Here is a 24,144-nt window from a genome sequence, read left to right on the forward strand (position 1 = left end):
GCCGAGATCGAATAGTGTTCGGCCGCCGCGCGGCGCGACTGCCCCTTGGCAATGAAGTCCGTTACACGCCGGCGAAGGTCACTGGAAAGTGCATGGGTCATCGAATCATCTCCTCGACCCAAAAAATCACACCGCCGGCACAATTGGAAGCATCCCTGATTCACTCAAAGCACACGATGCTCTAGTTGCCAGTGGAGTTCAAAAGCTTATCTACGGGCGCAGAAAGACGTAGCCACAATCCGGCGGTATCGTAGCGCAAATCGAGTTCTCCGCCTATCTCTTGAGCCAGCATCTTGATGAGCCGTGATCCGAAGCCTGTTCGCGAGGGTTGGCGTACTGCAGGTCCTCCACTTTCCCGCCATTCCAAGTGGAACAGGCCGCGGTCGGATGACCAGCTCAAATCAACTTTACCATTGCTAGTCGAAAGAGAGCCATATTTCGCGGCATTGGTTGCAAGTTCATGGATGGCCAGTGAAAACGATTGAGCCTGGCTGGATCCTACTGCAATCGACGACCCCTGGATAATGATACGCTCGGGCGTTGGCCGGTGCGGAGCGATCGCAAGCTCCACGATGTCAATAAGCGCACCTCCGGATAAATTGGCGCCGGCCAGAGCGCCCTGAGCGGACCCAAGGGCGCTGAGACGGCCATGGAAAACTGCCATTGCTTCTTCACCAGCTGCCTCGGACAGCGTTTGATTGGCAACGGCGCCAACCATTGTAAGGGCATTGCGGACTCGGTGAGCGAGTTCCTTGTTCTTGACAGTCAGCTCTTTCTCGATTTTCACGTGTTCCGTAACATCCTGCCCCTCGACGAAAATTCCGCTAACGGTGTTGTCGGGTTCGAAGATGGGCTGATAGATAAAGTCCAGATAATGAGTGCTTTCTGATCCGTCCGATACCAGAGACGCAGGGATTCTCCGACCTACGTACGGCTTGCCGGTTGCTCTGACTTCGTTCAGCAAATTGACGAAATTCTGCTTCTGGATCTCCGGAAGCGCGTCGACCACAGGCTTGCCAATTACATTGCGGTCGCCGATCAGTTTGCGGTAAGCCGCATTGGCCAGTTCAAAGACGTGATCCGGGCCACGCAGCACTGCTATGAAGCCCGGTGCGTGTTCAAATTGCCGCGCCATAAGTTCTGATCTGTTCCTGAGCTCTTCGGCGTAGAGATGTTGCCTGGTTACGTCCGTGCAGACGACCAGAACACCGCCTACTGCGTCGTCAAGATCGATCGGCGAGTATCCATAGGTCCACCAGACTTCCTGCACGCCGCCGTGCCTCTTGATAGGGACCATCTGGTTTTCATTCCAGGTGGCTCCTTTCCCGGCCATGACATATTCGATCTGGGGACCAATGATGTCCCATATTTCCGCCCAGCTATCACGGCCTTTTGCCCCCAAGGCTGAGGGATGCATTTCCGGGCCCATGGTTTTTCGATAACCGTCGTTATAGAACTGGATAAGGTCCGGGCCCCACCAGATGAACATCGGATGCTGGCTGTTGAGCACCAGTCTGACTGTCAGCCGCAAGCTCTGCGGCCAGGCGTCAGGAGGTCCGACAGGTGTTGCGGACCAGTCGAACGCCCGGATCAGAGCCCCCATCTCTCCGCCGCCGTTTAGAAAATCAATTGCGCTACCTATTACCGGCCCCTAAAATTCTGCAAAACATCAATAGTGATTGGTATATCCTAGCACCCCCTTTGGCGACATTGTATCTAAACAATGTCGCACGACCCAACACTTATTACCCGGACATGTACAACTTTCAGTAGCCGGCATGTCTCTGAGAACTTTCGATAGATTCGCGGGCTGCTTGATCATCGGGTATTGCCGGATCAGTTTATCGCGGATCTTTGGCGCGCCCCAGGATGAATGCTCGCGCTTGAGACCGAGGATGCAGCGCTCGATCTGGACGGGAAGCCTGTTGGCCTGGCGATAGGGCCGCCGCGCGACGCCATCTGCTCGCCTTCAAGCAGGCTGGATTTGAATTTGAGACGTTCATCCATTGGTCTACACTCTTTCCAAGGCATTCGGGTCCCCCAAATGCGCGTTGTGTAAACCATCTGTCCGGAATGAAATGTCAGCTATCTCTCGATAAGCTCCTCAAATAGTTAGAAAAAGCAGAGCGTGAACGTGAGACGCTTATGAGTCCGTTGCACGTCGCACTTGGCCTGAAACCTGCAGTCCCATTCACGAACTCCCAAGTCACCCGACAACCCTCAAATCAATAAGCGCCTGCGTTCCCGCATCGACGGAAGCCAGCGCGCGGTCCAGCGCGGCGGGCAAATCCGCGACTCCGCCCACCGTTTCGGCGTGTCCGCCATTGGCGCGGCAGATCGCGGCGTAGTCCGGGCTCGGCGAAAGGTCGGCGAGGAACATTCCGTCGGCTGCGGCTGCGGCGCCCTGCGGGTACATGGCCAGCGTCGAATTGCGGACGGCGCCCCATCGGCCGTTGTTGAAGATAATCGCCAGCACCGGCAATTTGTGGGCCGCAGACGCCCAGTGGCAGGCGACCGGATTGTTGAACATGTATGCGCCGTCGCCGAGCATGGCGACGACCGGTCCGGGAGCCTGTTCGTCTCGTGCCTGCGCCGCCTGTATTCCGAGCGCCGCACCGAAACCGAAGCCGAGCCCGCCTGCCGGCGTGAAACCGTAGAACTGGCCGGGCCGCTCGAAACGTGCAAGCTCCGTCTTGAATGAGTACTCGTTGACCACGATCGCGTCCTGCGGCAGCTGGGCTGCAAGGATCGCACTCGCTGATTCCGCAGTCAGCCGGTCCATGTCCAGCTTGTCGGGCGAAAGGCGCTTCTCGCGTTCCCGGCCGACGACGCGACGCCTCTTCTCGATGCGGGTCAGATCGGCCGGTCCCGGATGGCCGAGCGCCTCCGACAAGGCCCGGAGCGCCGCGGCCGGACCGGACGTGATCGATTCCGCGGCGGGAAAGCTGCGGAGCGGGTAGCGCGAAAACAGCGGGTCGTGATCGATCTCCCAGAGGACGCCCTGCGGCTTCGGCTGCGTCACCCTCGGTATCCACGGTACGTCGCAGGCGATCGACAGCAGAAGATCGGCTGCCCCCAACAGATCTCTCGTGTCGAAGCCGAGAGCCATGGGATGGTCGAAGGGCAGATTGACCGAGCGGGGATTGAACTGCACAACCGGCAACGCCCAGGCGCGCGCCAGTTCGTCGAGCAGGGCGGCAGCCGCCGGTTCGCGACCGGCGTTACTCGTGACGATCACCGGATATTCCGCCTTGCGGATCGCATCGGCCAGTCGCGCGATCGCCTCGCTGTCGGGAGCGGCGGCGGAGACCCGGCTGCGGGCCCGGTCGGGACGATCAGGCGCGACGCGCGCCGCCAGCAATTCGCGCGGCAGGGAAAGATAGACAGGGCCCGCCGGCGGCGTTGATGCAATGTCGAGCGCCCGTATGGCGACATCCTCGACCTGCTCGGGATGGCGCAGTTCGAAATCCCATTTCACAGCTTCGCGTATCATGCCGCCCTGATCGAACATTTCCTGCGCCCAGTGAATGAACCGGGTCCGCGTCCCCTCGGGGCCATCCTCGGTCAGGGGCGTTCGGCCGGCGCTTAAAAGCAGCGGCACGCCGTCGCGAATGGCGTTCAACGCCCCGCAAACCATGTTCGCCGTGCCGACGCTGACATGCACCATCGCCGCCTGCGGGCGATTGCTGCGCAGCGCGTCGCCGTGCGCCATGGCGACTGCGAGGTTCTCATGCGGCACGGTGAACGCCTTCGGAAGCTTTGCGCCTGTCATTGGCGCGCGCTCATAAGCTTCCACGATCGAGGGAAAATCGGTTCCGGCCACAGCGTAGAGCGAATCCACGCCGCCTTTCGTCAGCGCCTGCAGATAGGCTTCGGCGGCGAGCACGCCTTGCGTCTCCCCGGTGTTCTCGACAGGTTCTTTCAAGCTGCTAGCCTCCCTGGATTTGTTAGTACATTATGCGTGAAACTGGCAACATTTAAAGTGAAAACCAACATATCAGCACAGTAAAACATCTCGAAAACGCTAGAATTCAGGGAATATGTGCAATTCAGCACGATGGAAAATTTGTCATGACAAACTTGCCTCATGTAGGTTACTCTTATGGAGTATAACGCCTGAGGCACAAAGTGCCGGTATCGGGAAAGAGGAAGGAACAACGATGACATACAGACCATCTTTCAGCCGCAAGCTTCTCGGCGCAGCAGTGATTGCTGCAGTCACCGCCTTTGCGGCCGCGCCGGTTTCGGCACAGACGCTCGGACTGGGAACAACCAAGGGCGGGGCCACCGGCCAGATTGGCACCGCGCTTTCGCAGGTGATCTCGCTGAACACCGATCTCCAGGTTATTCCGCAGGTCAGCGCCAATACTTCACAGTACATTCCGCTCCTGGATTCAGGCAAAGTGGAGTTGGCGATCGCCAACTATCCCCAAACCTACTACGCCGTCACAGGCACCGGCATGTCCAGCGAGCCGTCGGAGAACCTGAGGCTCGTCGCCACCATGATGCCTTTCTATGCGGCTCTGGTCGCTGCGGAATCCAGCGGCATCGAGAGCTATGCCGACATCAAGGGCCACAAGGTGCCGCGGTACAAGGAAAACTCGCTGGGAGATTTCGTGGTGCGGGCGGCGCTTGCCTCCGGCGGACTGACCTATGACGACGTGGAAAGCGTTCCGATCGCCAATTTCCCGCAGCAGTATGAAGCCTTCAAGGACAAGCGCATCGACGTGTCTATCGCGGCGCTGGGATCCCAGGCCACATTCGACCTCGAGGCGTCGCTCGGCGATATCCAGTTTCTGCCCGTGCCGGAAGATGCGCTGGCGAAAGTCCAGGAATTTTTGCCCGGCGCTTATCTGTATGAGGTGGAAGCCAATGAGGATCTTCCCGGCCTCGACGAGCCTACACGGGTGTTCGCCTACGACTATCTGCTGTTCGCCAACGCGGATGTCGACGATGAAACCATCAAGACGGTCACCAAGGCCGTCTACGAAGGCGCCGATGATCTGAAGAAAACAGGCCCGCTGTGGAATGGCTTCAACCCGCAGATGATCGGCAAGAAGGCCGACATTCCCTATCATCCGGGGGCAATCGCGTTCTTCAAGGAACAGGGGCTTGAACAATAGCCTGAAGAACAGTTCAAACGAACTGATGAAAACCGGGGCTCCAACCCCGGTTTTTTCATGTGTCCGAAGCTGTCGCCACTTTCTCGTCCCGGGCCGCTTCGGCGACTGTGCGGGTCTGAATGAAGTAGATGGCGAGGATCGCCAGGCCCAGGCCGGAGACGGAGAATTCCAGAAACGCCGGGCCGATCTGCCGCAACGGCGCAATGATCAGCAGCCCCACGACGATCCAGAGCGCCCGAATGGGCCAGCGCAGCGGCGTGAGGGCGTGGCCGACCATGCCGCCGCAAACCAGCAGCAGCGCCGTGAGAGAACTGACGAAGACATAAGCGATCTCGTACCAGTGGCCTTCCATCAGTAGACCCGGCTTGTAGACGAAAAGGAAGGGCAGGAGATAGGCGACCCATCCGAAACGCAGCGCCTGCATGCCAGTCTGCAGTTGCGGCGCGCCGGAAATCGAGGCCGCGGCGAAGGCGGCGAGCGCGATCGGCGGCGTGATCATCGACAGCATGCCGTAATAGAAGACGAACATGTGCGCGGATAGCGGCTCGATACCAAGCTGCACCAGCGCCGGGGCGGCCATTGACGCCAGCAGCAGGTACACGCCTGTCGTCGGCAGACCAAGGCCCAGCACGATCCCGACGAGCCCCGTTATCACCAGGAGTCCGAAGAGGCTCTTCCCGCCAAAACCGATCAGAAAGAAGGACAGGGAAAATCCGAGGCCGGTCGCCGACAACAGGCCGATGATCATCCCGGCCGCCGCGCAAATCAGCAGAATGTCGCAAATCTGGCCGCCGGTTTTCGTGACGTTGGCGGCGATCTCGCGCGGGCTGAGCTTCGGTCTGCCTCTGCCTGCGAGCCAGAGACTTCCGGATATGATGACAAGAACGGCAATGGACCAGATAGCCGCCACTTCGGCACGCTTGTTCCACGTGAAGATGCTTCCGATCAGAACGACAATCGCGATCAGGGGCAGCCAGCCCTTCGCCAGGACGGACCGTATCGTTTCCCGGTCCAGCCAGTCCGCAGCGCCGTGCTTGTCGCGACGCGCGATGAAGTCGATCTGCGCATAGATAGAAAGATAATAGATGATCGCCGGTATGATGGCGGCGAGGAGGATCGACCGGTAGGGCATCTGGAGCAGTTCGGCCATCAGGAACGCTGCTGCTCCCATCACCGGCGGCGCGAGTTGACCGCCCGTCGAGGCGACAGCCTCGATCGCTCCGGCCTGAGCGGGTTTGAAACCCGATCGCTTCATCATCGGAATGGTCATCACGCCCGTCGACATCACGTTGGAGACGGCGCTTCCGGAAATGGAGCCGAAAAGACCCGATGCGACGACCGCGACCTTGGCCGTGTTTCCAGGGCCTCTACCCGCGACGCGCATCGCCGCCTGAGTGAAGAATTCGCCGCCGCCGATCGCCAGCAGCAAGCCGCCGAACAGCACGAAGATGACGACGACGAAGGCGGCGATCTGCAGGGCCGGTCCCCAGGTTCCTCCGCTGTCGGTGCCAACGAACCGCATTACGTCGCCAAATTCCATGCCGCGTCCGCGCAACGGGCCCGGCACGTAGTCGCCGTAGAGCGCATAGAGCAGCATCAGGAAGGTAATGACGACAAGCGTCCATCCGACGACCCTTCGCAGTCCTTCAAGCACCAGAATGGTGACGAGGATGCCGAGAATGAGGCCTTCGGTGGGATACTGGTAGACGTCTTCCGTCAGGACGGGAAAGCGAATGTAGACATATATGCCGAGCCCGATCGAGGCGATGGCCAGAGCCGAATCGAGCAATTGCCGCGCCGGGCGTTTCTCGCTCATGTCACGGGCGAAAACGACAAACAGGGCTGCGCCCAGCATGAAGGCCGCAACCTGTTCGGGGTAGACCAGAAACCCCATTCTCTGGGGAACGGACAAAACCCAGACAACGGCGATCACCGGAACCAGAAACGAAAAAGCCGACACCAGTGCTTCAAAGGCGGGTTTGACCGGATTCAAAGCCAAGGCGTTTCTCCGCTAAAACTTGATCATAGCATGAAGAAAACCGCCCCGGCGCAGGGGCGATTCTCTTTCGACTGCTGTCAGTCGCAGGTATCGGCGGGCGCTTCGTCGAACTTCGTCCACTCACCGTCCTTGATTTCGATAACGTAACCGGCGAGTTCCGCGTCGTTGCCGTCGAAGCAGACGTCGTCGGCGAGGATGCCGCTGAAGCGGATGCCCTTCATGCCGTCGGCCAGCGCTTCGCGCTCTTCCTGCAGCTTGTCCGGATCGCCGGTGGTTCCGGCTGCTTCCATGAGCTGCTTGATGAGGTAGACGGTGTCGTAGGCCTGTGCGTCGGAATGGTGAGCGCCGGCTTTCGGAATTCCGCGCTCATTGGCAAGTTCGACGAACTTGTCGTTGAAAGCCTGGCTTTCCGGGGTTCTTCCTTTCCAGAAACCGGCCATCATCAGCGTGCCGTCGCCGGCGGGGCCAAAGAGTTCGACGACATTGGGATCGGAGAAGATCTGCGAACCGATAACGCGGCCCTGATAGTCCTGGCGGTCCAGTTCAGCAATCAGCTTGGAGGCCGATCCGGGCAGGGCGGCGACTGCAACGATGTCCGGATTGCTCTGCAGGATCTTCGCCACCTGGGCGGAGAGGTCGAAGCTCTTGTACTGGACCGGGATCGGATCGCCATGTTTGATGCCGGCCTGTTCCAGCAGCGCCGGATAGAGCTTGGTGCCGGCGGCGTTGGAAACGACTTCCTCCGAGATGTAGACGATCTCGGCGGTGTCCATCTTGATGCCGGCTTTCTTCATGGCGGCGAGAAGACGGCCGAATTGCTTGAACTCGTCTTCAGACAGGCGCCAGCCATAGCGTTTGCCGTCGGTCAGGCCCGGCGCCGAGGATGATGTCGGCATCATCAGTACCTTGAGGCGCTCGGCGTCGTTCAACGCAACCGAGGCTTCACCGGACGAGAATGGTCCGACGATGGCGAGCACCTTGTCGTCCTGCGCCAGTGAGCGTGCGGCGACTGCGGCCTGCTTCGGGTCGGATCCTGTATCGTAGCGGATTAATTCGATCGGCTTGCCATTGATGCCGCCGGCGGCGTTGATCTCGTCGACGGCGATATCCACGGCGACGACTGTCGGCTCGGCAGCGCTCTTCAGAACGCCCGCTGTTGCGACGATATTGCCGATCTTGATGGTTTCCTGCGACCATGACGGGCCGGCGCAGAGCGCGATAGCCGCGGCTGCGGCGAGGATACCTGCAGTTCTCTTTCTCATCTGGAAGTTCCTTTTCTGCGTTGTTTTATGGTTGCTCTTCGAGCACACGCGCTGATCCGTCGCCGTCACTGCCTCCCAGATAGGCCTCGGTCAACGCCGTGTCTGTTGCGAGGGCCTCCGCCCGGTCCTCAAGTACTTTCCTGCCAAGCTCCAGGACATATCCGCGCGATGCGATGTCCAGCGCCATGCTCGTGTTCTGTTCGACGAGCAGTATGGCGATGCCGCCCTTGTTGAGTTCACCCAGAAGATTGAACAGCCGATCGACGTAGAGCGGCGACAGGCCGAGAGAGGGCTCGTCAAGCATGATCAGCCTTGGTCTGCCCACCAGCGCGCGTCCGATGGCGAGCATCTGCTGCTCGCCGCCTGAAAGCGTCTTTGCGCTCATGTGGCGTCTTTCGGCGAGATTTGGAAACCGGTCGTAGATTTCTGTCAGATCCTTCTCGACGCCGTCGTCCCGACGCAGGTACGCGCCCATCAGCAGGTTTTCATGCACGGTCATCGACACGAAAATCTGACGGCCTTCCGGAACAAGAACCATCCCGGCTTTCACCCTTGCCGCCGGTGATTTCGTGGTCATGTCCTTGCCGTCGAACACGATACGGCCGCCGCTTGTCGCCACCGCGCCCTGCAGGGCCCTTAAAAGCGACGTCTTGCCGGCGCCGTTGGAGCCGAGAACGGTGACGACCTCGCCATCGCCAACCGTCATGTCGAGCGACTGGACAGCTCGCGTCCTTCCGTAGGTCACGTTGAGGGTTTCGACCTCAAGCATGTTCACCTCCGGCGACAACGTGATCCTTCACGTGACGCGAACCCAGATAGGCTTCCAGCACTTGCGGATCGTCCTGAACGTGTCTTGTGGAGCCCTCGTAGATCTTGCTGCCGAAATTGAGGACCACCGCATCCTCGCAGAGGCTTCGCACCAGTCCCATGTCGTGCTCCACGATCAGAATCGTCGTGCCTGTCTCCGAGATGGCGATGAGAAAATCCCGCAAGCTTGCCGTTTCGGCAGGGTTCAGGCCGGCGGCGGGCTCGTCGAGCATCAGCAACTTCGGCTTCGCCGCCAACGCGCGGACAACCTCGATCTTCTTGCGGATTCCGTAAGGCAATGTCGCGACAACGTCGCCTGGAAAGGTTCCGAGCCCCATGCGGGCGAGCAGATCCTTTGCCTCGCGGCGCGATCGTGACCGGCCCAACAGCGGAAGCGCCATGTCGGCCAGACGCGTCGCGTTCGATTGCTGGCCAAGCATGATGTTCTCGACCACCGACAGGTGCGGCATCAGCCGAATGTTCTGGAAACTTCTGGCGAGGCCGAGGCCAATCCGCTTGCGCGATGGAACAGTCGTAATATCCGCGCCATCGAAGCTGATGGAACCGCTGTCAGGCGTATAAACCCCGGAAATGAGATTGAAGATCGTTGTCTTTCCGGCTCCGTTCGGCCCGATCAACGCAATCCTGGAGCCCCGTTCGACGTCGAAACTGACATCGGAAATCACCTGCAGTCCGCCGAAGCTTTTGTTCACGGCCTTTACGGAGAGCAGGGGAAGCGCCGCGTTCATTCCAGCACCTCTCCGCCAGCGGCGCGTGCGCCCGGTCTGCGCAGCCGCAGATGTGCGAGCATCGGTCTGGTGATAAGGCCTTCAGGGCGAAACACCATCATCAGAACCGTCAGGAAGCCCAGGATGACAAAGCGCCAGGATTCGTCAGGTGGGGCGACATTTTCAGCATTGCCGAACAGGCTGACGAGGAAGGTTTTTGTGGCCGGCAGCAGGTCCCGCAATACCTCTGGAAACAGCGTGAAGAAGGTGGCGCCGGCAAGTGGGCCCCAGGCGGTCTGGGTGCCTCCGAGCAGCACGTAAAGCAGCACGTAGATAGAGAGAATGGCGTTGAAGCCCTGGACTTCCACGAAGGTGAACGTATGCGCGTAGAGACCGCCGGACAGACCCGCCAGGGCCGCGCCCATCGAAAAGGCGATGACCTTCACCTTGCGGACCGGCACCCCCATCAGGTCGGAGACTTCCTCATCGTCGTGGATCGCGCGCATGTTCAGGCCGAAGCGCGTCGACATGATGTAGAACACGATCAGAATGACGAACGCGGCGATAATGACCGGTACGTACCATTCGACATATCCGGGAACGGAAATGCCCATCGCGCCCCCGAAGGTTTCCGAATTCAGCAAGGCTCCGGCGATCACCTCGGCGAAGGCGAACGTGGCCAGCACGAGATAGACCCCTCGGGTTCTCAGAATCGGCAATGCGATCGCGAAACCGAATACACCCGAGAGCAGAAGTCCGGTCAGCAGCGTCAGAAAGACGGGAAAACCGTAGGTGGCGGACAGATAGGCGGCGGCATAGGCGCCAACGGCCTGGAAGCCCGCGCCGCCGAGATTGAGCTGACCGGTGGCGACAGAAAGATAAATACCGTAAGCGAAGATTATGTTTATGGCGAGAATCGCCAGGATTCCCGACATGTAGCCGCTCATGTCAGAGTTTCCCCTTGCCGATGGCGTTGTGGCCGAGCAGCCCGCTCGGATAGGCGATCAGTGTGAGCAGTAATGCGCCCCAGACCACCACCTGAACCGTGTCCGCGCCAAAAAAGTGGACGGTCATCAGCTCGAGAACGCCGACAATCAGTCCTCCGATCACGGCGCCCCAGATCGAACCGAGGCCGCCGATCACCATTCCCGCAATCGCCTTCGTGCCGATATCCTCGCCCATCAGCGGCGAGACCTCACCGTAGTTGACCGCGAAAAGGGCCCCCGCCAGGCCGCAGAGAAGTCCGGTCAGCATGAAAACCACCGGGACGACGCGTTTGGTGTCCACGCCTAGTATGTTGGCCGCATCGGGGTTTTCGGCGATCGCTCTCAGTCCGCGACCGATCCGCGTGCGTCGGATGAGCATCGTCAGGAAGATCACGATCAGAACGGTAACGAACAGGCTGATCAACTGCGGAACGCGAATGAACAGACCGCCGATGTTTAGCGTGAGATCGGCGTCCGGCCCGACGAAGCGTCGTTCCTCGGTTCCATATCCGATCCGGACCAGGTTTTCGAGGATGAGCAGAAATCCAAGCGAACTCACCAGCGGAATGGCGTGTTCGGTGGAGTCGCCGTAACGCGTCTTCAGATATCGAAAGGTGAACCGCTCAACCAGCAGCGAGGCCAGAATGGCGAGCACTACTCCCACCGCGAGGGCGAGTGGCCACGGCATCGGTCCGGACAACCCGAACGGCAGACCGTAATAGGACAGCGCCCAACCCATCATGCCGGCAAGCATGAACAGCGTCGGTATCGTGAAATTGAGGAAGTTGAGAATTCCGATCGTCAAGGTAAAGGCGACAGCCACCGTGACGTACACGCTGCCGAGCATGATGCTGTTTACAAGTTGCTGAGCCAGAAGCATCAGCCACATCCCTCGACGATCGAGTGATGTTTGTACACAAATATCGCAGTTTCTTCGCCTGGCGCAAAGGAAAAACGGACAAGCCGCATGTTCCCGACTTCAGATCTGCGAATCCGTGGAGAGCACGTCAAATTCCCAGAATAAACGGACATTCTCTTCTGCCGAACCGGTTTCTCGCGTTTCCGGGCCATCCTGACCGACGGTCAAAACACCCTTAATTTGATATGCATTTCAAAAAATCAGGAGTTGATTTGTCCTGACCTTTTGTACACAATGCTGGCCATCCCAAGGGTTGTCAAGTGCATATGCGGAGGCAGGTGGAAATGTCGGACAGTGCGGAACGGGTCTTGATTGTGGGCGCAGGTCCGGTCGGTCTGGTGACTGCGGCCTGTCTCGGCGAAGCAGGCATTCCCGTCACCGTTATCGATGCCCACGAAGCGCTGCCGAAGGATCTGCGCGCGTCAACTTTCCATCCTCCGACCCTCGACATGCTCGACAGGTTCGGCATTTCCGACAAGCTCATAGCGCGCGGCCTGATCTGCCCGAAATGGCAGTTTCGGGATCGCACAGAGGGCGTCGTGGCCGAATTCGACCTTGGGCTCCTGAAGGATGAGACAAACCATCCTTATCGGCTGCAATGCGAGCAGTGGAAGTTGTCCGAGCACCTGCGCGAATTGATCGAACAATCCGATTTGATCGAACTGCTCTACGGACTGGAAGGCCAGTCTGTGACGCAAACCGATGACGGTGTTGCCCTAACTGTGGGTTATCCTGACGGCTCTATTGGGGAGATGCGCGCGCGTTATCTGGTCGCCGCCGACGGCGCCCGCAGCAACATCCGCAAGTCGCTCGACATCGAATTCGAAGGTTTGACCATTCCGGAGATCTTCCTCTCGATGTCGACGGAATTCGACTTCGCCGAGGCAATCCCGGATCTGGCGCCCATTGCCTATCTGACGGATCCGGACGAATGGGCGGTGCTTCTGCGGACGCCTTCGCTGTGGAGAGTCCTTTTGCCGACGGATCCGAATCTCACGGACGAAGAGATCAAGGCGCCCGAGACCATGGAGACGCGCCTTCAGAAACTCTGTCCGAAATCCGGCAGCTACGACGTCGTCCACTCGACCGCTTACCGGGTGCATCAGCGCGTTGCAAAATCCTATGTTCAGGGCCGGATTTTTCTGACCGGCGACGCTGCGCACCTCAACAATCCGCTGGGCGGCATGGGCATGAACGGCGGCATTCATGACGCCGTCAATCTGACCGAAAAACTGGTTCTCGTGTGGCGCGGCGCTCCATTGGAAAGCATCGGTCGTTATGAACGGCAGCGCCGCAAGGTGGCGATAGACACGGTGCAGTCCCAGTCGCTGCGCAACCGGCAGATCATGGCTGAAAACGACCCCGAGGCGCGCCGGACGTACCATGACGATTTGCGGGCGATAGCCGCCGATCCGGTGAGGCACAAGGATTACCTTATGCGATCGTCGATGCTCCAGTCGCTGCGTGATCTCGAAAAAGTCGCATAGTTTCTACCACCAAGGACAACGATCATGACTGACAGTCTCGGCTACCGAATGAAATTCGGCGTAATCGCCCCATCGACCAACACGTCCGTCCAACCCGAATTCGACGATATGCGCCCGGTCGGTGTGACCAACCACTTTTCGCGCATCATCATACCGGATGACCCGGTCCATTCGGACGAGGATTTCAATGAGCTTGTGATGCGCATTCGCGCTGAGACGATGAACGCCATCGATGCGGTCAAGACCTGTTCGCCCGGCGCAATGATAATGGGCATGTCCGCGGAAACGTTCTGGGACGGCAAGGAACGCGCCGACACGCTGAAGGCTCAAGTCGAGGAGCGGGCGGGTATGCCGGTCGCCATGGGCTCAGACGCCTGCCAGGCCGCCCTGTCGAAGATGGGCGACGTCAAGCGGATAGCGGTCATCACGCCCTATATGCCGATCGGCGATGAACAGGTTCGCAAGTTCTTCACCGACTGCGGCTACGAAGTCCTGACCGTGAAGGGTTTGAAATGCAAGAGCCCGATGCTGATCGCCCATGAAAGCGAACAGACGTTGCGTGACGCCATCATCGAGGTCAACGATCCTTCCGTCGAGGCCATCGTCCAGGCCGGAACCAATCTCGCGATGGCGCGTGTCGGAGCAATTGCGGAGTTCTGGCTTGACAAGCCGGTCATCGCGATCAACACGGCGACCTACTGGCATGCGCTGCGAATGAACGGCATCGAAGACAAGATTCAGGGCTTCGGGTCGCTGCTGACCCATCACTGAAGACGGAGCGCGAGTTCGCCATGCACTACGATTATGTGCCGATATCAAAACGCAAGCCTCTACGCTGGCCGAACGACCAGCGTCTGGCGATTTTTCTGACCATCAATTTCGAGTACTGGGATCCGGTGCAGCAGTCCGACAAGCCCTATTACCCGGGCGGGCCGGGTATCGTCGGCGGCAATCTGCCCGGCAATGTCTACGACAATCCGAATTTCACGTGGCGCGAATACGGGCAGCGGGTCGGCGTCTGGCGGATGTTCGACGTATTCGACGCCGAAGGCGTCACAGCCAGTTGCACAATGAACGCGAAAATGGCGCTCAAGCGCCGCGAAGTCATTGACGCGGCGCTGGAGCGGGATTGGGAAATCGTCGCCCACAATTATGTGCAGGATGAACTGTTGACGGACTACATGTTCGACGAGGCCGCTGAACGGGATGTCATCCGTCGCACGCTGGACGTTTACGAACAGGCGGTCGGCAAGAAGGCCAGGGGCTGGTTGTCGAGTTCGCTGCGCTCCACGCTCAATACGATCGACATACTGGCTGAAGAGAAGCTGCTTTTCATCACTGACCTTCTCAATGACGATCAGCCGTACCTGGTGGAGACCCGGTCGGGAAGCCCGATGGTGTCGATCTCCTATACATCCGAAGTCAATGATTTCAGTTTCCTTCGTCAGGGTTTGACGGTGGATACCGGCTTCCAGATGTTCAAGGAACAGTTCGACTGGCTTTATGCGGAAAGCGAGACGAGCGGGAGGTTCATGAATATCGGCCTGCACCCGCATGTCATCGGTCAACCGTTCCGAATTCGCGCCCTGCGGGATTTTATTCGCTACGCCAAGCAGTTCGATGGCGTCTGGTTTGCCAAACGGGAGGACATCGCTACATGGTATCTCGACCATCATCAGGAACACATCCCCCCGAAAGGTTGAGCATGTTCAGTGGAAATGGCCGTTCCGCCGAGGCCGACATTCTGGCAGGTGAACTCCAGCTCGAGGAGATCGAGAAGCCGGCGGAGCGGGCATACCAGGGAATACGCCACGCGATCCTGAGCGGCGCCCTGCCTGGCGGATCGCACCTTCCGGAGGAAGCGCTTGCCCAGATGACAGGGACCAGCCGAACGCCGGTCCGCGAAGCGCTGCGCCGTCTCGTGGCCGAGGGTCTGGCCCGCGCCGACAACAGGCACCGTTATGTCGCCGACTTCTCCTACCAGGAACTGAAGATCGTCTTCAATATCAGGGCCCGGCTTGAAAGTTACGCCTCACGCGTCGCCGCCGACCTGATCACGGAGTCCGAGATCGCCGAACTGGAGCGCATCGTCGATCAGATTGACGAAATCGGAGACACGGATGATCCCGCTCAGGTTCGGCTGTTCGCCAACCTGAACACACGCTTTCACACGACAATCGTCGGAGCAACCCGGTCGATACAGATGCAGTCGTTGAGCGCTCAGGCGGTTTCGCTGCCGCTTGAATTGATCAAACAATTCGTCTGGGAGCAGCGGGTCAACATCGCGCGCTCCAACAACCAGCACCGCGACATTGTCGCAGCCCTGAGGGCGCGCGATCCGGAGTGGGCCGAAACCGCGATGTCCGGACACATCCTTTCCACGCGTCCACGTCGCAAGGCGATGTCGCTGAGTTAAACGGAATCGCCAATGAGCTATCGTCATCCTTCTCTCGACGGACGTGTTGTCATCATAACGGGGGGCTCTCGTGGGCTCGGGAAGGAGATGGCTCTGGAACTCTCGGAAGCCGGGGCGAACCTGGTCATCACGGGATCCGCCGGTTCTGTTGCGCTGGAGGAGACTGCGGCGCTCATGCCGACCGATCGCACTCTGGCTTTCGCTGCGGACGTTGCGGATCCGCAGGCTGCCGAAAGCGTCGCGGCCGCGACGCTTGCGCGTTTCGGGCGCGTTGACGTCCTGGTGAATAACGCCGGTCGCGGCATGCGCCTTGTCAGCGAGACATTCAACACGAAGCCGACCAAATTCTGGGAAGCCGATCCGCAATCCTGGAAGATGATCATCGATATCAATGTCAACGGAGCCTTCAACATGGCGCGCGCCGTTGCGCCCGCAATGATCGCGAATGGTTTCGGCAAGATCGTCAACGTCTCGACGTCCGACCAGACGATGGTCAGGCGAGGATACTCACCCTACGGACCTTCGAAAGCGGCGCTTGAGGCGGCCTCGCGGGTGTGGGCGCAAGACCTGGAAGGCACGGGCGTCGACGTCAATGTCTATCTGCCCGGCGGCGCGGCCGACACCGATTTGCTCCCCCCGGGACCTGCAAGGAAAGGCGCGGACGGCAACCTTCTTTCGCCGGCGATCATGCGCCGCGGGATTGGCTGGCTGTGTTCGGACGCGTCCAATGGCGTCTCCGGCGCACGGTTCATCGCCCGGCTGTGGGACGACGCCCTGGACGCAGAAACCGCGGCTGTGGCGGCGCGATCGCCACATGTCGAACGACCATCCATCATGTGAGGTTTTATGTTCAAGCTCGGCCCGGCCACCGTTAGCAAGATCGTCGACCTCGATCCCTTCGTTCTTGCATTCGATTTCCTCCTGCCTGGCCGGGATCCGGCGGAACTCGCCGGTGAATCCGCAGTACTCGCTCCCGATCACGTAAATTTCGGGACAGGCAGCATCCTGTTGAGCCTGCACAGCTTCGTGCTCAACATCAGTGGATTGACGGTGCTCATCGACACCTGTGTCGGCGAGCACAAACCGCGCTCGCGCCGACAAGACTGGGATCAAAGACACAACACCGGTTATTTGACGCGCCTGGCCGCGGCCGGATTGGCGCCCGAGGACATTGATATCGTGATGTGCACGCATCTGCATGCGGACCACGTCGGCTGGAACACCAAACTCGAGAACGACCGCTGGACGCCGACATTTCCCAACGCGCGCTATGTCATGGGCCGAGCTGAACTGGATCATTGGAGTGATCTGGAAAGCCGTGAACCTGGCAAGCACAATCATGGTTGCTATGCGGACAGCGTCTTGCCGATTGTGGAAGCGGGCCTCGTCGAAGCGGTCGATGACGGTTTCGAACTGACGTCAGGTCTGGAAATCATCCCTCTCCACGGACATTCCCCGGGCCAGATCGGGTTGGACCTGAATTGCGGCGACGGAAGCCATGCGCTGTTCTGCGGCGATGCGTTTCATTCCCCGGTCCAGATATTCCGACCGCATTGGAGCAGCGCTTTCTGCCACGACGCCGTACAGGCCGGCGAGCTTCGCCGCAGACTGGCGGAACGATGCGCTGGAGACGGCGCGATCCTCTTGCCCGCGCATTTGCGCGGCGGCCACGGCATGCGCGTTGAAGGAAACGATGTCAGCGGTTTCCGGCCGGTATTCGTGTGATCGCCGAAGCCGCTACGCGGATTGCCGGCCTCGCCTGATACGCATTCGATAGGTCATCTGGTCAGCCGGGTGCCAGTTGAAGGAAGCGATCAACACGCCGGAATCCGTGATGTAGCGCCTCAGGATCTGAAGCGAGCGCGATTCCGCGGGAAGTCCCAGCGATGCGGCGATTTCCGGCGGCATGGCCTCCGCCCGTATTTCCTGCTGTGTTTCCTTGATCGTTTCGCGCGAATATCCTTCGAGGATATCGAAGAAGGGCCCCTGGTAAGTCGCCAGTTCCGGGATCACCGCTTCAAACCGCTTCGGGATGTAGCTCTGGATATAGCAGAGTGGACGGCCGCCGGGTTCGGTCCAGCGTATGCCGTCGAGGCGGATCCATTGTTCGCCGTCCTGTCCGCCAACCCTCTCGGCGAGTTTCGCGTCGAGAGTCACGGTCTTGTTGCCAAGAACGACGAGGTAGGTGTCCAGCGCGATCTGGAACAGTTCCTGCAGAGATTCGAAAGACTGATAGTAGACGGACAGCGGCTTGGCCGAGATCACCCGCGTTCCCATTCCCTGACGGCGCTCGACATAGCCGTCTTCCGTCATGCATCGCAACGCTTCACGAATGGTGAAGCGGCTGGTGTCGAATTCCTGAGCCAATTCGGCTTCGGTCGGGATAAGCCTTCCGACCGGATAGACGCCATTTGCGATACGGCCGACCAACTCCTTCTGTATTCGGGAGTAGCGGGGACCGGACGATTCGTCGCTCATCTGGCTATCTTCGACCGGACTGTTCTTTTTCAGTGACTGCTCCATTTGAGTGACTGCTCCATGGCGATCTTCCTCTGAAGATCCGGAATCGCTCCTGTTTGCACCTGTATCTCGTTAATGATCCGAAACCGGCCACCGAATTCGATGACTGATACGGCAGTGGCCGCGAGACTGCAAAGATAATATTGATACGGACAAATAGATCACGCCTTTGCCAATTCGTCATTATCAACTATAGATCATCTGGCAATGAACGTAAAACACCAGTCCACTTATTCCGCCCGGGCCAAGCTCGGACTCATTGTTCCGCCGACGAACACTGTCAATGAGGCGGAGTGGGCGCGCATGGTCCCGGATGGCGTCACCTACCATACGCACAGGATGCGCCTTCATTCCGATACACACACCGAAGCAGGCGAGGCTGCGCTCTACGCCGACCTCGATACGGCGATCGGCATGCTGGGCCAGTGCGGCGCCGATGCGATCGCTTATGCCTGCACGGCCGGCTCCATGATAACGCCAGCGCAGTCAATGCCCGACAGGCTGAGCGAGCGCACCGGTCGACAATGCGTCACGACCTCGGCCGCAATTGTTGACGCACTGAAAACGCTCGGCGTGGTCAAACTTTCCGTCGCAACCCCCTATGCCGACGCTCTGAACGCCCATGAAACCGAATTTCTGGAAGCCCACGGCTTCGAGGTGTTGCGGCTGATCGGGCTCGGCATTGGCGCCGGCGGGTCGAGCGAGTACCCGCGCATCGCGAAGACGCCGCTTGACGCCGTCGCAGAACACGCAAGGGCGGCCTTTGTTCCGGGCAGCGACGCGCTTCTTGTCACCTGCACCGATTTTCCAACCCTGCCTCTGGTCGAAAGCCTCGAGTCTGAACTGGGCGTTCCGGTTGTCACCTCCAATCAGGCGACCTTCTGGTCGATGCTGCGCGCCGTCGGCCTGCAGGACCGGTTCCAGTCATTCGGGCGCCTCCTTTCCTGCCACTGAAGTGACGCCAGGAAGAATTGAGTGAACTCCATGGCCGATCCAGCTCTGAAAAATGCAATCCGTTCCGGGGGCCTGATCCTGGCGCCCGGCGTTTTTGATATGATTTCGTCGCTAATCGCCGACGAAGTCGGATTCAAGGCGCTTTACGTCACCGGCTACGGAACGGTTGCCTCCTATCTCGGGCTTCCGGACGCCGGCATCGCCACCTATTCAGATATGATCGACCGTGTAGCGAGTATTGCGGGCCGGACGAAAACACCGGTCATCGCGGACGCCGACACTGGTTATGGCGGCCTTTTGAACGTCCGTCACACGGTTCGCGGCTACGAACAATCCGGCGTCACCGCAATCCAGCTCGAGGATCAGGAGTTTCCGAAGAAGCGGCCACACGCCGAACCGACGGGTCGTGCCGCTGGAAGATATGATCCGCAAGATCGAGGTCGCAATCGACAGCAGGCGGAGCGACGACTTCCTGATCATCGCCAGAACGGATGCGCGAACGGGTCTGGGTCTCGACGAGGCCATCAAACGCGGCAAGGCCTTCGCGAAGGCTGGCGCCGACATCGTCTTTGTGGAATCGCCGGAGTCCGAGGAAGAAATGAAGCGTGTCGCGGATGAGATCGATGCGCCTCTGATGGCCAATATCGTCAATGGCGGCCGGACGCCGTTGTTGTCTGCGGACACATTGCAGTCTCTCGGCTTCGCGGTCGCTATCCACCCCGCGATCGGTTTTCTGTCCATGGGGGCGGCGCTGAAGAAAGCCTATACGGATCTTTACCGGAACGGGGAAACCAGCAAGGCGATCGACCTCTATGATTTCCAGCAGTTCAACGAACTGCTCGGCTTCCCGGACATCTGGGAGTTCGAAAAGAAATACGTTTCGGCCTGAAATAGAGGCGAATTGGGCGACAGTCCATCTGGAGAGGTTTGAGATGACAACGATGCGAGCGTCAGCCAGGAAATTCGAATTTCCGCATTGGCGGCGCGTGCGATGAGCCGCCGGATCGCGATCCTTGGCGGGGCAGGGGGCATCGGGCGCGCCCTCGTCGCGGCGCTGACGGAAGCGGGGGACGATGTCGTCGTACTCGACCTTCCGGCATCCATCGAACGCCATCGCCCCACGACCCGAACGATCGACATCGATGTGCTGTCGGAGGAGGCGATCAACACCGCTGCGCGTGAACTCGCCGACCATTGGCCGTCGGTCGACGGGTATGTCCATCTGGCCGGCTACAATCCTTCGATCCAGTCCGTGGCCGACACGCCGACGGACTATTTCGACAATGTCGTCTCCGGAAACCTGCGGGGCGCCTTCCTGTCGGCGAAGACGATTATGCCATTGATGTCCGATGGCGGCAGCGTGGTCATGATCGCCTCCGGCCTCGGCCGTTACATTCGCCCCGGCTTCGTATCCTACGCTTCGGCCAAAGCCGGCCTGATGGCCATTGCCAACACGTTGGCGCTCGAATGTGCTCCGAAGGTGCGGGTCAACACCGTGGCGCCCGGATTCGTCGACACGGCGTTCTCGCACGGCGGCACGGGCATCTCCGAAGAAACCGCCGAAATCGAAGTCGATCTCGCAAAATATGTCAGCGTCATCCCGCTCGCGCGCGTCGCCGAGCCGGAAGACATTGTCGGGCCGATCCGCTTTCTGCTCGGACCTGACAGCGCCTACATGACCGGCCAGGTGCTTTGGGTCAATGGCGGCGCATACATGCCGTGAGGTTGGAGTATCGGAACCGGCAGCGCAAACGCTTTATGACAAGATCCGGGACAGCCGCGTGGTTGCGGACCATGGCAATGGCGAGCGTTCGACCCAGGATAAAGAGGTCCATTTCCAGTCAGGATTGGAGAATTCTCATGATTGCAAATGGTGGGGATTTCCAAAATCACAAAATTGGTCTGGACAATTAGTTCATCGCCGTGGCAGGTACGGGGCAAATTCGACGTAGCCGCCGGTGGGGCGGCGAGCGTCCTGTCATGCAATACATCAAACTGGAGAAATGTCCTCAATGGCCGATCCTGCCCTCAGGAGAGCTTTGCAAACTGGTGAGTTCATCACCGCACCCGGCGTATTTGAACTGATTTCGGCGCTGATCGCCGATTCGATGGGTTTCAAGGCGCTTTACGTGACCGGCTACGGAACCGTGGCCTCCTATCTCGGTCTGCCAGATGCGGGGCTTGCCACCTACACCGACATGATCGACCGTATCGCCTGCATCGCCGAGCGGACGAAAACGCCCGTCATCGCCGACGCCGACACCGGTTACGGCGGCCCCCTCAATGTCCGTCACACCGTTCGCGGCTACGAACGCGCCGGGGTCAGCGCAATACAGATCGAAGACCAGGAATTTCCGAAAAAATGCGGGCACACGCCCAATCGTCGCGTGATTGCGCTGGACGACATGCTGCTCAAGATCGAGACGGCTGTCGAGAGCCGGCAAAGCGACGATTTCCTGATCATAGCAAGGACGGACGCCCGCACCGGCTACGGGCTTGACGAGGCGATCAGACGCGGCCAGGCCTTCGCGAAGGCTGGCGCTGATGTGGTTTTCGTCGAATCGCCGGAAAGCGAAGACGAGATGAAGCGCGTCGCCGAGGCAATCGACGCGCCGCTGTTCGCCAACATGGTCAATGGCGGTCTGACCCCGACCCTGTCGGAAGACCGGCTGAAGGCGTTGGGATATGCGATCGGCATCCACCCTGCGATCGGCTTTCTCTCAATGGGCGCCGCGCTCGAAAAGGCGTACGGAGATCTGAAAGCCAACGGCGAAACCACCGACGCCGTCGAGCTTTATGATTTTTCCAGGTTCAACGAACTCATGGGCTTCCCCGAAATATGGGCCTTCGAGGAGAAGCTGGAGAAGGCTAGATAACGCCTTCATCGGTCAGCTCTGACAGGGCCTTTGTGTTGAGCCCCAGCAGTTCGCCATAGATCGCCTCGTTATCCTTGCCTGGCTCGTCGCGGCCGAGCCAATTGACCTCACAAGGCGTTTCGGAGAGTTTCGGCGCGATCCCGGGAACAGCGATGTCTCCGAAGCGCTCGTCCTCGACGCGCAAGATCATGTCGCGGGCCTTGAAATGCGGGTCCTCGGCGATTTCGGCGATTGAATTGATCGGCCCATAGACGACGCCGTGCTCGTCGAGAATTGCGCCGAGGTCTTTTGGCGACAGCGTGCTCGTCCATTCGCCGATCATGCCGTCGAGCAGTTCGACGTGATCGCCGCGCGCCAGATGCGTGGAAAAGCGCGGATCCTCGGCCAGTTCAGGCTGGCCCATGGCGGCGCAAAGCCGGCGGAACATCGGGTCTACATTGGCGGCGATCACGATATAGCTGCCGTCGTTGGTCGGATAGATGTTCGACGGCGCCACATTGGGCAGGCCCGTTCCGGACGGTTTGCGGACGACGCCGCATTTGTCATATTCGGGCAGAGTGCTTTCGAGCATCGAGAAGCAGCTTTCGACAATCGCCGCGTCGACGACCTGTCCCTTTCCGCCGCCGCCGGCGTCGCGCCAGTAAAGCGCCATCAGCAGACCCTCAAATGCGAAAAGCGCCGTCAGCGTGTCGCCGAGCGAGATGCCGAAACGCGGTTGTGGCTGGTCGGGAAAGCCATTGATATAGCGGATTCCGCCCATCGCCTCGCCGACGCTGGCGAATCCCGGCCGCTCCGAATAGGGGCCGGTCTGGCCGAAACCGGAGACGCGGGCAATCACCAGCCCGGGGTTTTCCTTGTGCAGTTCGTCCGGCCCGAGATTCCATTTCTCCAGCGTTCCGGGCTTGAAGTTCTCGACCATGGCGTCCGCCTCGGCGGCAAGTCGCCGCAACAGGTCGCGGCCGCGCGGATCGCGCAGGTTGGCCGTCACCGACTTCTTGTTGCGCGCCAGAGTTGGCCACCACAAGCCGTGGCCGTTATAGCGATGGTGACCCCAGTCGCGCATGGGATCGCCCTTGATCGGCGGCTCGACCTTGATAACCTCGGCGCCGAAATCGGCGAGCCGGCTGCCGACGAAGGGACCGGCTAGAAGCTGGCCGACCTCGATTGCCCGGATTCCGGATAGCGGGCCTGAACCCGTCGCCGTCCGCGCCTTGCCTGTCAATCTCGCACTCATCGCGTCGCCACCTCCATTGCATTGTCAGTTTCGTTGAGGAATTCACCCAGAACATCGGAAAAGCGCTTGCGCATCTCCGGGCCCGCCACCACGTGGGCGGCCCCTTCGAGCACATAGCCGCGCGCATTTGGTATCATCGCCTCGATCGGCTTCGTCAGCCGTGGCCCGGTGACAGTGTCGAGCGGGCAATGGACGATGAGGCAGGGCGCGGAAATCTGTCCGAGCCGATCCGTCACGTCGTGCGAAAGGCACGACTGAATGAGTCTGTCATGGGCCTCAAAACGATCGCGCAATTCGCGCCACGGTCCCTCTGGCCCGAGAATGCGTTCATGATTGGCGAGGTAATAGTCCTCGTCGAAAGACCACAGGCAAACCAGTTTCTGAAACGCCTCCCACCCCATCTCGCGATGAACGTCGCGCAGCATTTCCATCTGGTGGCGGAAGAGCGCGTCGGGTTTCGCCCAGGTTCCCATGTTGACCATGGAGCGCACCAGGTCCGGCCGGCCGATCGCCAGTTCCTGGCCGATGCAGGCGCCCATTCCGACAAGGCCGACGACATGCACGTCGCTCCAGCCGAGATGGTCGAGCAATCCGGCGACGTCTCCGGCGTAGAGCTGCATGCTGGGCGTAATGGAAGCATCGTCATCCGATTCGCCGATGCCGCGGTGATCGAAGATCGCGACCTGATAATTGTCCTTGAGGCTGCGGGCGAGGTGATGGTGCTGGCCGTGGCAATAGGTGCCCCAGCCGCCCATGCAGATGGCGGGCGGCCCCTTGCCATGGACCTCGTAATACATGGTGTGACCGTTGATGCGCGCGACTGGCATGGTTCC

At 59.8% G+C, this 24,144-nt stretch carries 22 protein-coding genes and 1 pseudogene; 12 read left to right on the forward strand and 11 right to left on the reverse strand.

Annotated features, from left to right (window positions below; all coding sequences use genetic code 11):
- Positions 1-181: 181 nt before the first annotated feature.
- Positions 182-1,603, reverse strand: a complete 1,422-nt coding sequence (locus AAFN47_RS08085) for a sensor histidine kinase (RefSeq protein WP_499808705.1) — start codon at positions 1,601-1,603, stop codon at positions 182-184.
- Positions 1,604-2,206: 603 nt separating this feature from the next.
- Positions 2,207-3,925, reverse strand: a complete 1,719-nt coding sequence (locus tag AAFN47_RS08090) for a thiamine pyrophosphate-requiring protein (protein ID WP_499808706.1) — start codon at positions 3,923-3,925, stop codon at positions 2,207-2,209.
- A gap of 235 nt (positions 3,926-4,160) precedes the next feature.
- Here AAFN47_RS08090 and AAFN47_RS08095 point away from each other — a divergent pair, with 235 nt between their 5' ends.
- Complete coding sequence (locus tag AAFN47_RS08095; RefSeq protein ID WP_499808707.1) at positions 4,161-5,123, forward strand: TAXI family TRAP transporter solute-binding subunit; 963 nt, start codon at positions 4,161-4,163, stop codon at positions 5,121-5,123.
- A 55-nt stretch (positions 5,124-5,178) separates the two neighbouring features.
- Here the strand turns inward: AAFN47_RS08095 and AAFN47_RS08100 are convergent, their stop codons facing one another.
- The 6 genes from AAFN47_RS08100 to AAFN47_RS08125 all read right to left on the reverse strand — a co-directional run bounded on the left by AAFN47_RS08100 (position 5,179) and on the right by AAFN47_RS08125 (position 11,785).
- Positions 5,179-7,122: a TRAP transporter permease gene (locus AAFN47_RS08100; RefSeq protein ID WP_499808708.1), complete on the reverse strand. Its 1,944-nt coding sequence runs from the start codon at positions 7,120-7,122 to the stop codon at positions 5,179-5,181.
- Positions 7,123-7,199: 77 nt separating this feature from the next.
- Positions 7,200-8,384: an ABC transporter substrate-binding protein gene (locus AAFN47_RS08105; RefSeq protein WP_499808709.1), complete on the reverse strand. Its 1,185-nt coding sequence runs from the start codon at positions 8,382-8,384 to the stop codon at positions 7,200-7,202.
- Between the two features lie 25 nt (positions 8,385-8,409).
- Positions 8,410-9,153 (reverse strand): ABC transporter ATP-binding protein, encoded by a 744-nt coding sequence (locus AAFN47_RS08110; protein WP_499808710.1) that lies wholly within the window; start codon positions 9,151-9,153, stop codon positions 8,410-8,412.
- Positions 9,146-9,940: an ABC transporter ATP-binding protein gene (locus AAFN47_RS08115; RefSeq protein WP_499808711.1), complete on the reverse strand. Its 795-nt coding sequence runs from the start codon at positions 9,938-9,940 to the stop codon at positions 9,146-9,148. The genes AAFN47_RS08110 and AAFN47_RS08115 overlap by 8 nt, the downstream gene beginning before the upstream one ends.
- Complete coding sequence (locus AAFN47_RS08120) at positions 9,937-10,866, reverse strand: branched-chain amino acid ABC transporter permease (RefSeq protein WP_499808712.1); 930 nt, start codon at positions 10,864-10,866, stop codon at positions 9,937-9,939. The genes AAFN47_RS08115 and AAFN47_RS08120 overlap by 4 nt, the downstream gene beginning before the upstream one ends.
- Position 10,867: 1 nt before the next feature.
- A complete protein-coding gene (locus AAFN47_RS08125) occupies positions 10,868-11,785 on the reverse strand; it encodes a branched-chain amino acid ABC transporter permease (RefSeq protein WP_499808713.1) in 918 nt (305 codons plus the stop codon).
- Between the two features lie 323 nt (positions 11,786-12,108).
- Here AAFN47_RS08125 and AAFN47_RS08130 point away from each other — a divergent pair, with 323 nt between their 5' ends.
- Genes AAFN47_RS08130 through AAFN47_RS08155 form a run of 6 tightly spaced genes read left to right on the forward strand, consistent with a single transcriptional unit; the run spans position 12,109 to position 17,452 of the window.
- The gene (locus AAFN47_RS08130) at positions 12,109-13,311 is read left to right on the forward strand and encodes an FAD-dependent oxidoreductase (RefSeq protein ID WP_499808714.1); all 1,203 of its coding nucleotides are present in this window, start codon (positions 12,109-12,111) and stop codon (positions 13,309-13,311) included.
- Positions 13,312-13,335: 24 nt separating this feature from the next.
- A complete protein-coding gene (locus AAFN47_RS08135; RefSeq protein WP_499808715.1) occupies positions 13,336-14,082 on the forward strand; it encodes a maleate cis-trans isomerase family protein in 747 nt (248 codons plus the stop codon).
- Positions 14,083-14,102: 20 nt separating this feature from the next.
- On the forward strand, positions 14,103-15,014 hold the full coding sequence (locus AAFN47_RS08140; RefSeq protein ID WP_499808716.1) for a polysaccharide deacetylase family protein: 912 nt from the start codon (positions 14,103-14,105) through the stop codon (positions 15,012-15,014).
- A 2-nt stretch (positions 15,015-15,016) separates the two neighbouring features.
- Positions 15,017-15,727: a GntR family transcriptional regulator gene (locus tag AAFN47_RS08145; protein ID WP_499808717.1), complete on the forward strand. Its 711-nt coding sequence runs from the start codon at positions 15,017-15,019 to the stop codon at positions 15,725-15,727.
- Positions 15,728-15,739: 12 nt separating this feature from the next.
- A complete protein-coding gene (locus tag AAFN47_RS08150; RefSeq protein ID WP_499808718.1) occupies positions 15,740-16,567 on the forward strand; it encodes an SDR family NAD(P)-dependent oxidoreductase in 828 nt (275 codons plus the stop codon).
- A 6-nt stretch (positions 16,568-16,573) separates the two neighbouring features.
- Positions 16,574-17,452 (forward strand): MBL fold metallo-hydrolase, encoded by an 879-nt coding sequence (locus AAFN47_RS08155; RefSeq protein ID WP_499808719.1) that lies wholly within the window; start codon positions 16,574-16,576, stop codon positions 17,450-17,452.
- A 12-nt stretch (positions 17,453-17,464) separates the two neighbouring features.
- On the opposite strand, the gene AAFN47_RS08160 is transcribed toward AAFN47_RS08155, so the two are convergent.
- A complete protein-coding gene (locus AAFN47_RS08160; protein ID WP_499808720.1) occupies positions 17,465-18,205 on the reverse strand; it encodes a GntR family transcriptional regulator in 741 nt (246 codons plus the stop codon).
- Between the two features lie 249 nt (positions 18,206-18,454).
- On the opposite strand from AAFN47_RS08160, the gene AAFN47_RS08165 reads away from it, so the two are divergent.
- From AAFN47_RS08165 to AAFN47_RS08185, 5 genes and pseudogenes are all read left to right on the forward strand, one after another.
- Positions 18,455-19,201 (forward strand): maleate cis-trans isomerase family protein, encoded by a 747-nt coding sequence (locus AAFN47_RS08165; RefSeq protein ID WP_499808721.1) that lies wholly within the window; start codon positions 18,455-18,457, stop codon positions 19,199-19,201.
- Positions 19,202-19,300: 99 nt separating this feature from the next.
- A pseudogene (locus tag AAFN47_RS08170) lies at positions 19,301-19,516 on the forward strand (isocitrate lyase/phosphoenolpyruvate mutase family protein); the annotation flags it as partial.
- 91 nt (positions 19,517-19,607) lie between these two features.
- Entirely contained in the window at positions 19,608-20,090 is a 483-nt protein-coding gene (locus tag AAFN47_RS08175; RefSeq protein WP_499808722.1) for an isocitrate lyase/PEP mutase family protein, read from the forward strand.
- A 102-nt stretch (positions 20,091-20,192) separates the two neighbouring features.
- Entirely contained in the window at positions 20,193-20,924 is a 732-nt protein-coding gene (locus AAFN47_RS08180; protein ID WP_499808723.1) for an SDR family NAD(P)-dependent oxidoreductase, read from the forward strand.
- Between the two features lie 289 nt (positions 20,925-21,213).
- Positions 21,214-22,077, forward strand: coding sequence for an isocitrate lyase/PEP mutase family protein (locus tag AAFN47_RS08185; protein WP_499808724.1), 864 nt, complete (start codon positions 21,214-21,216; stop codon positions 22,075-22,077).
- On the opposite strand, the gene AAFN47_RS08190 is transcribed toward AAFN47_RS08185, so the two are convergent.
- Both AAFN47_RS08190 and AAFN47_RS08195 read right to left on the reverse strand, forming a co-directional pair.
- The gene (locus AAFN47_RS08190; protein ID WP_499808725.1) at positions 22,070-23,311 is read right to left on the reverse strand and encodes a CaiB/BaiF CoA transferase family protein; all 1,242 of its coding nucleotides are present in this window, start codon (positions 23,309-23,311) and stop codon (positions 22,070-22,072) included. The genes AAFN47_RS08185 and AAFN47_RS08190 overlap by 8 nt on opposite strands.
- The gene (locus AAFN47_RS08195; RefSeq protein WP_499808726.1) at positions 23,308-24,138 is read right to left on the reverse strand and encodes an alpha/beta fold hydrolase; all 831 of its coding nucleotides are present in this window, start codon (positions 24,136-24,138) and stop codon (positions 23,308-23,310) included. Before AAFN47_RS08195 ends, AAFN47_RS08190 begins: the two co-directional genes overlap by 4 nt.
- Positions 24,139-24,144 lie beyond the last annotated feature (6 nt).

Origin of the sequence: Hoeflea sp. CAU 1731 (assembly GCF_039888615.1) — a bacterium.
In the GTDB taxonomy this organism is placed as follows: Bacteria; Pseudomonadota; Alphaproteobacteria; order Rhizobiales; family Rhizobiaceae; genus Flavimaribacter.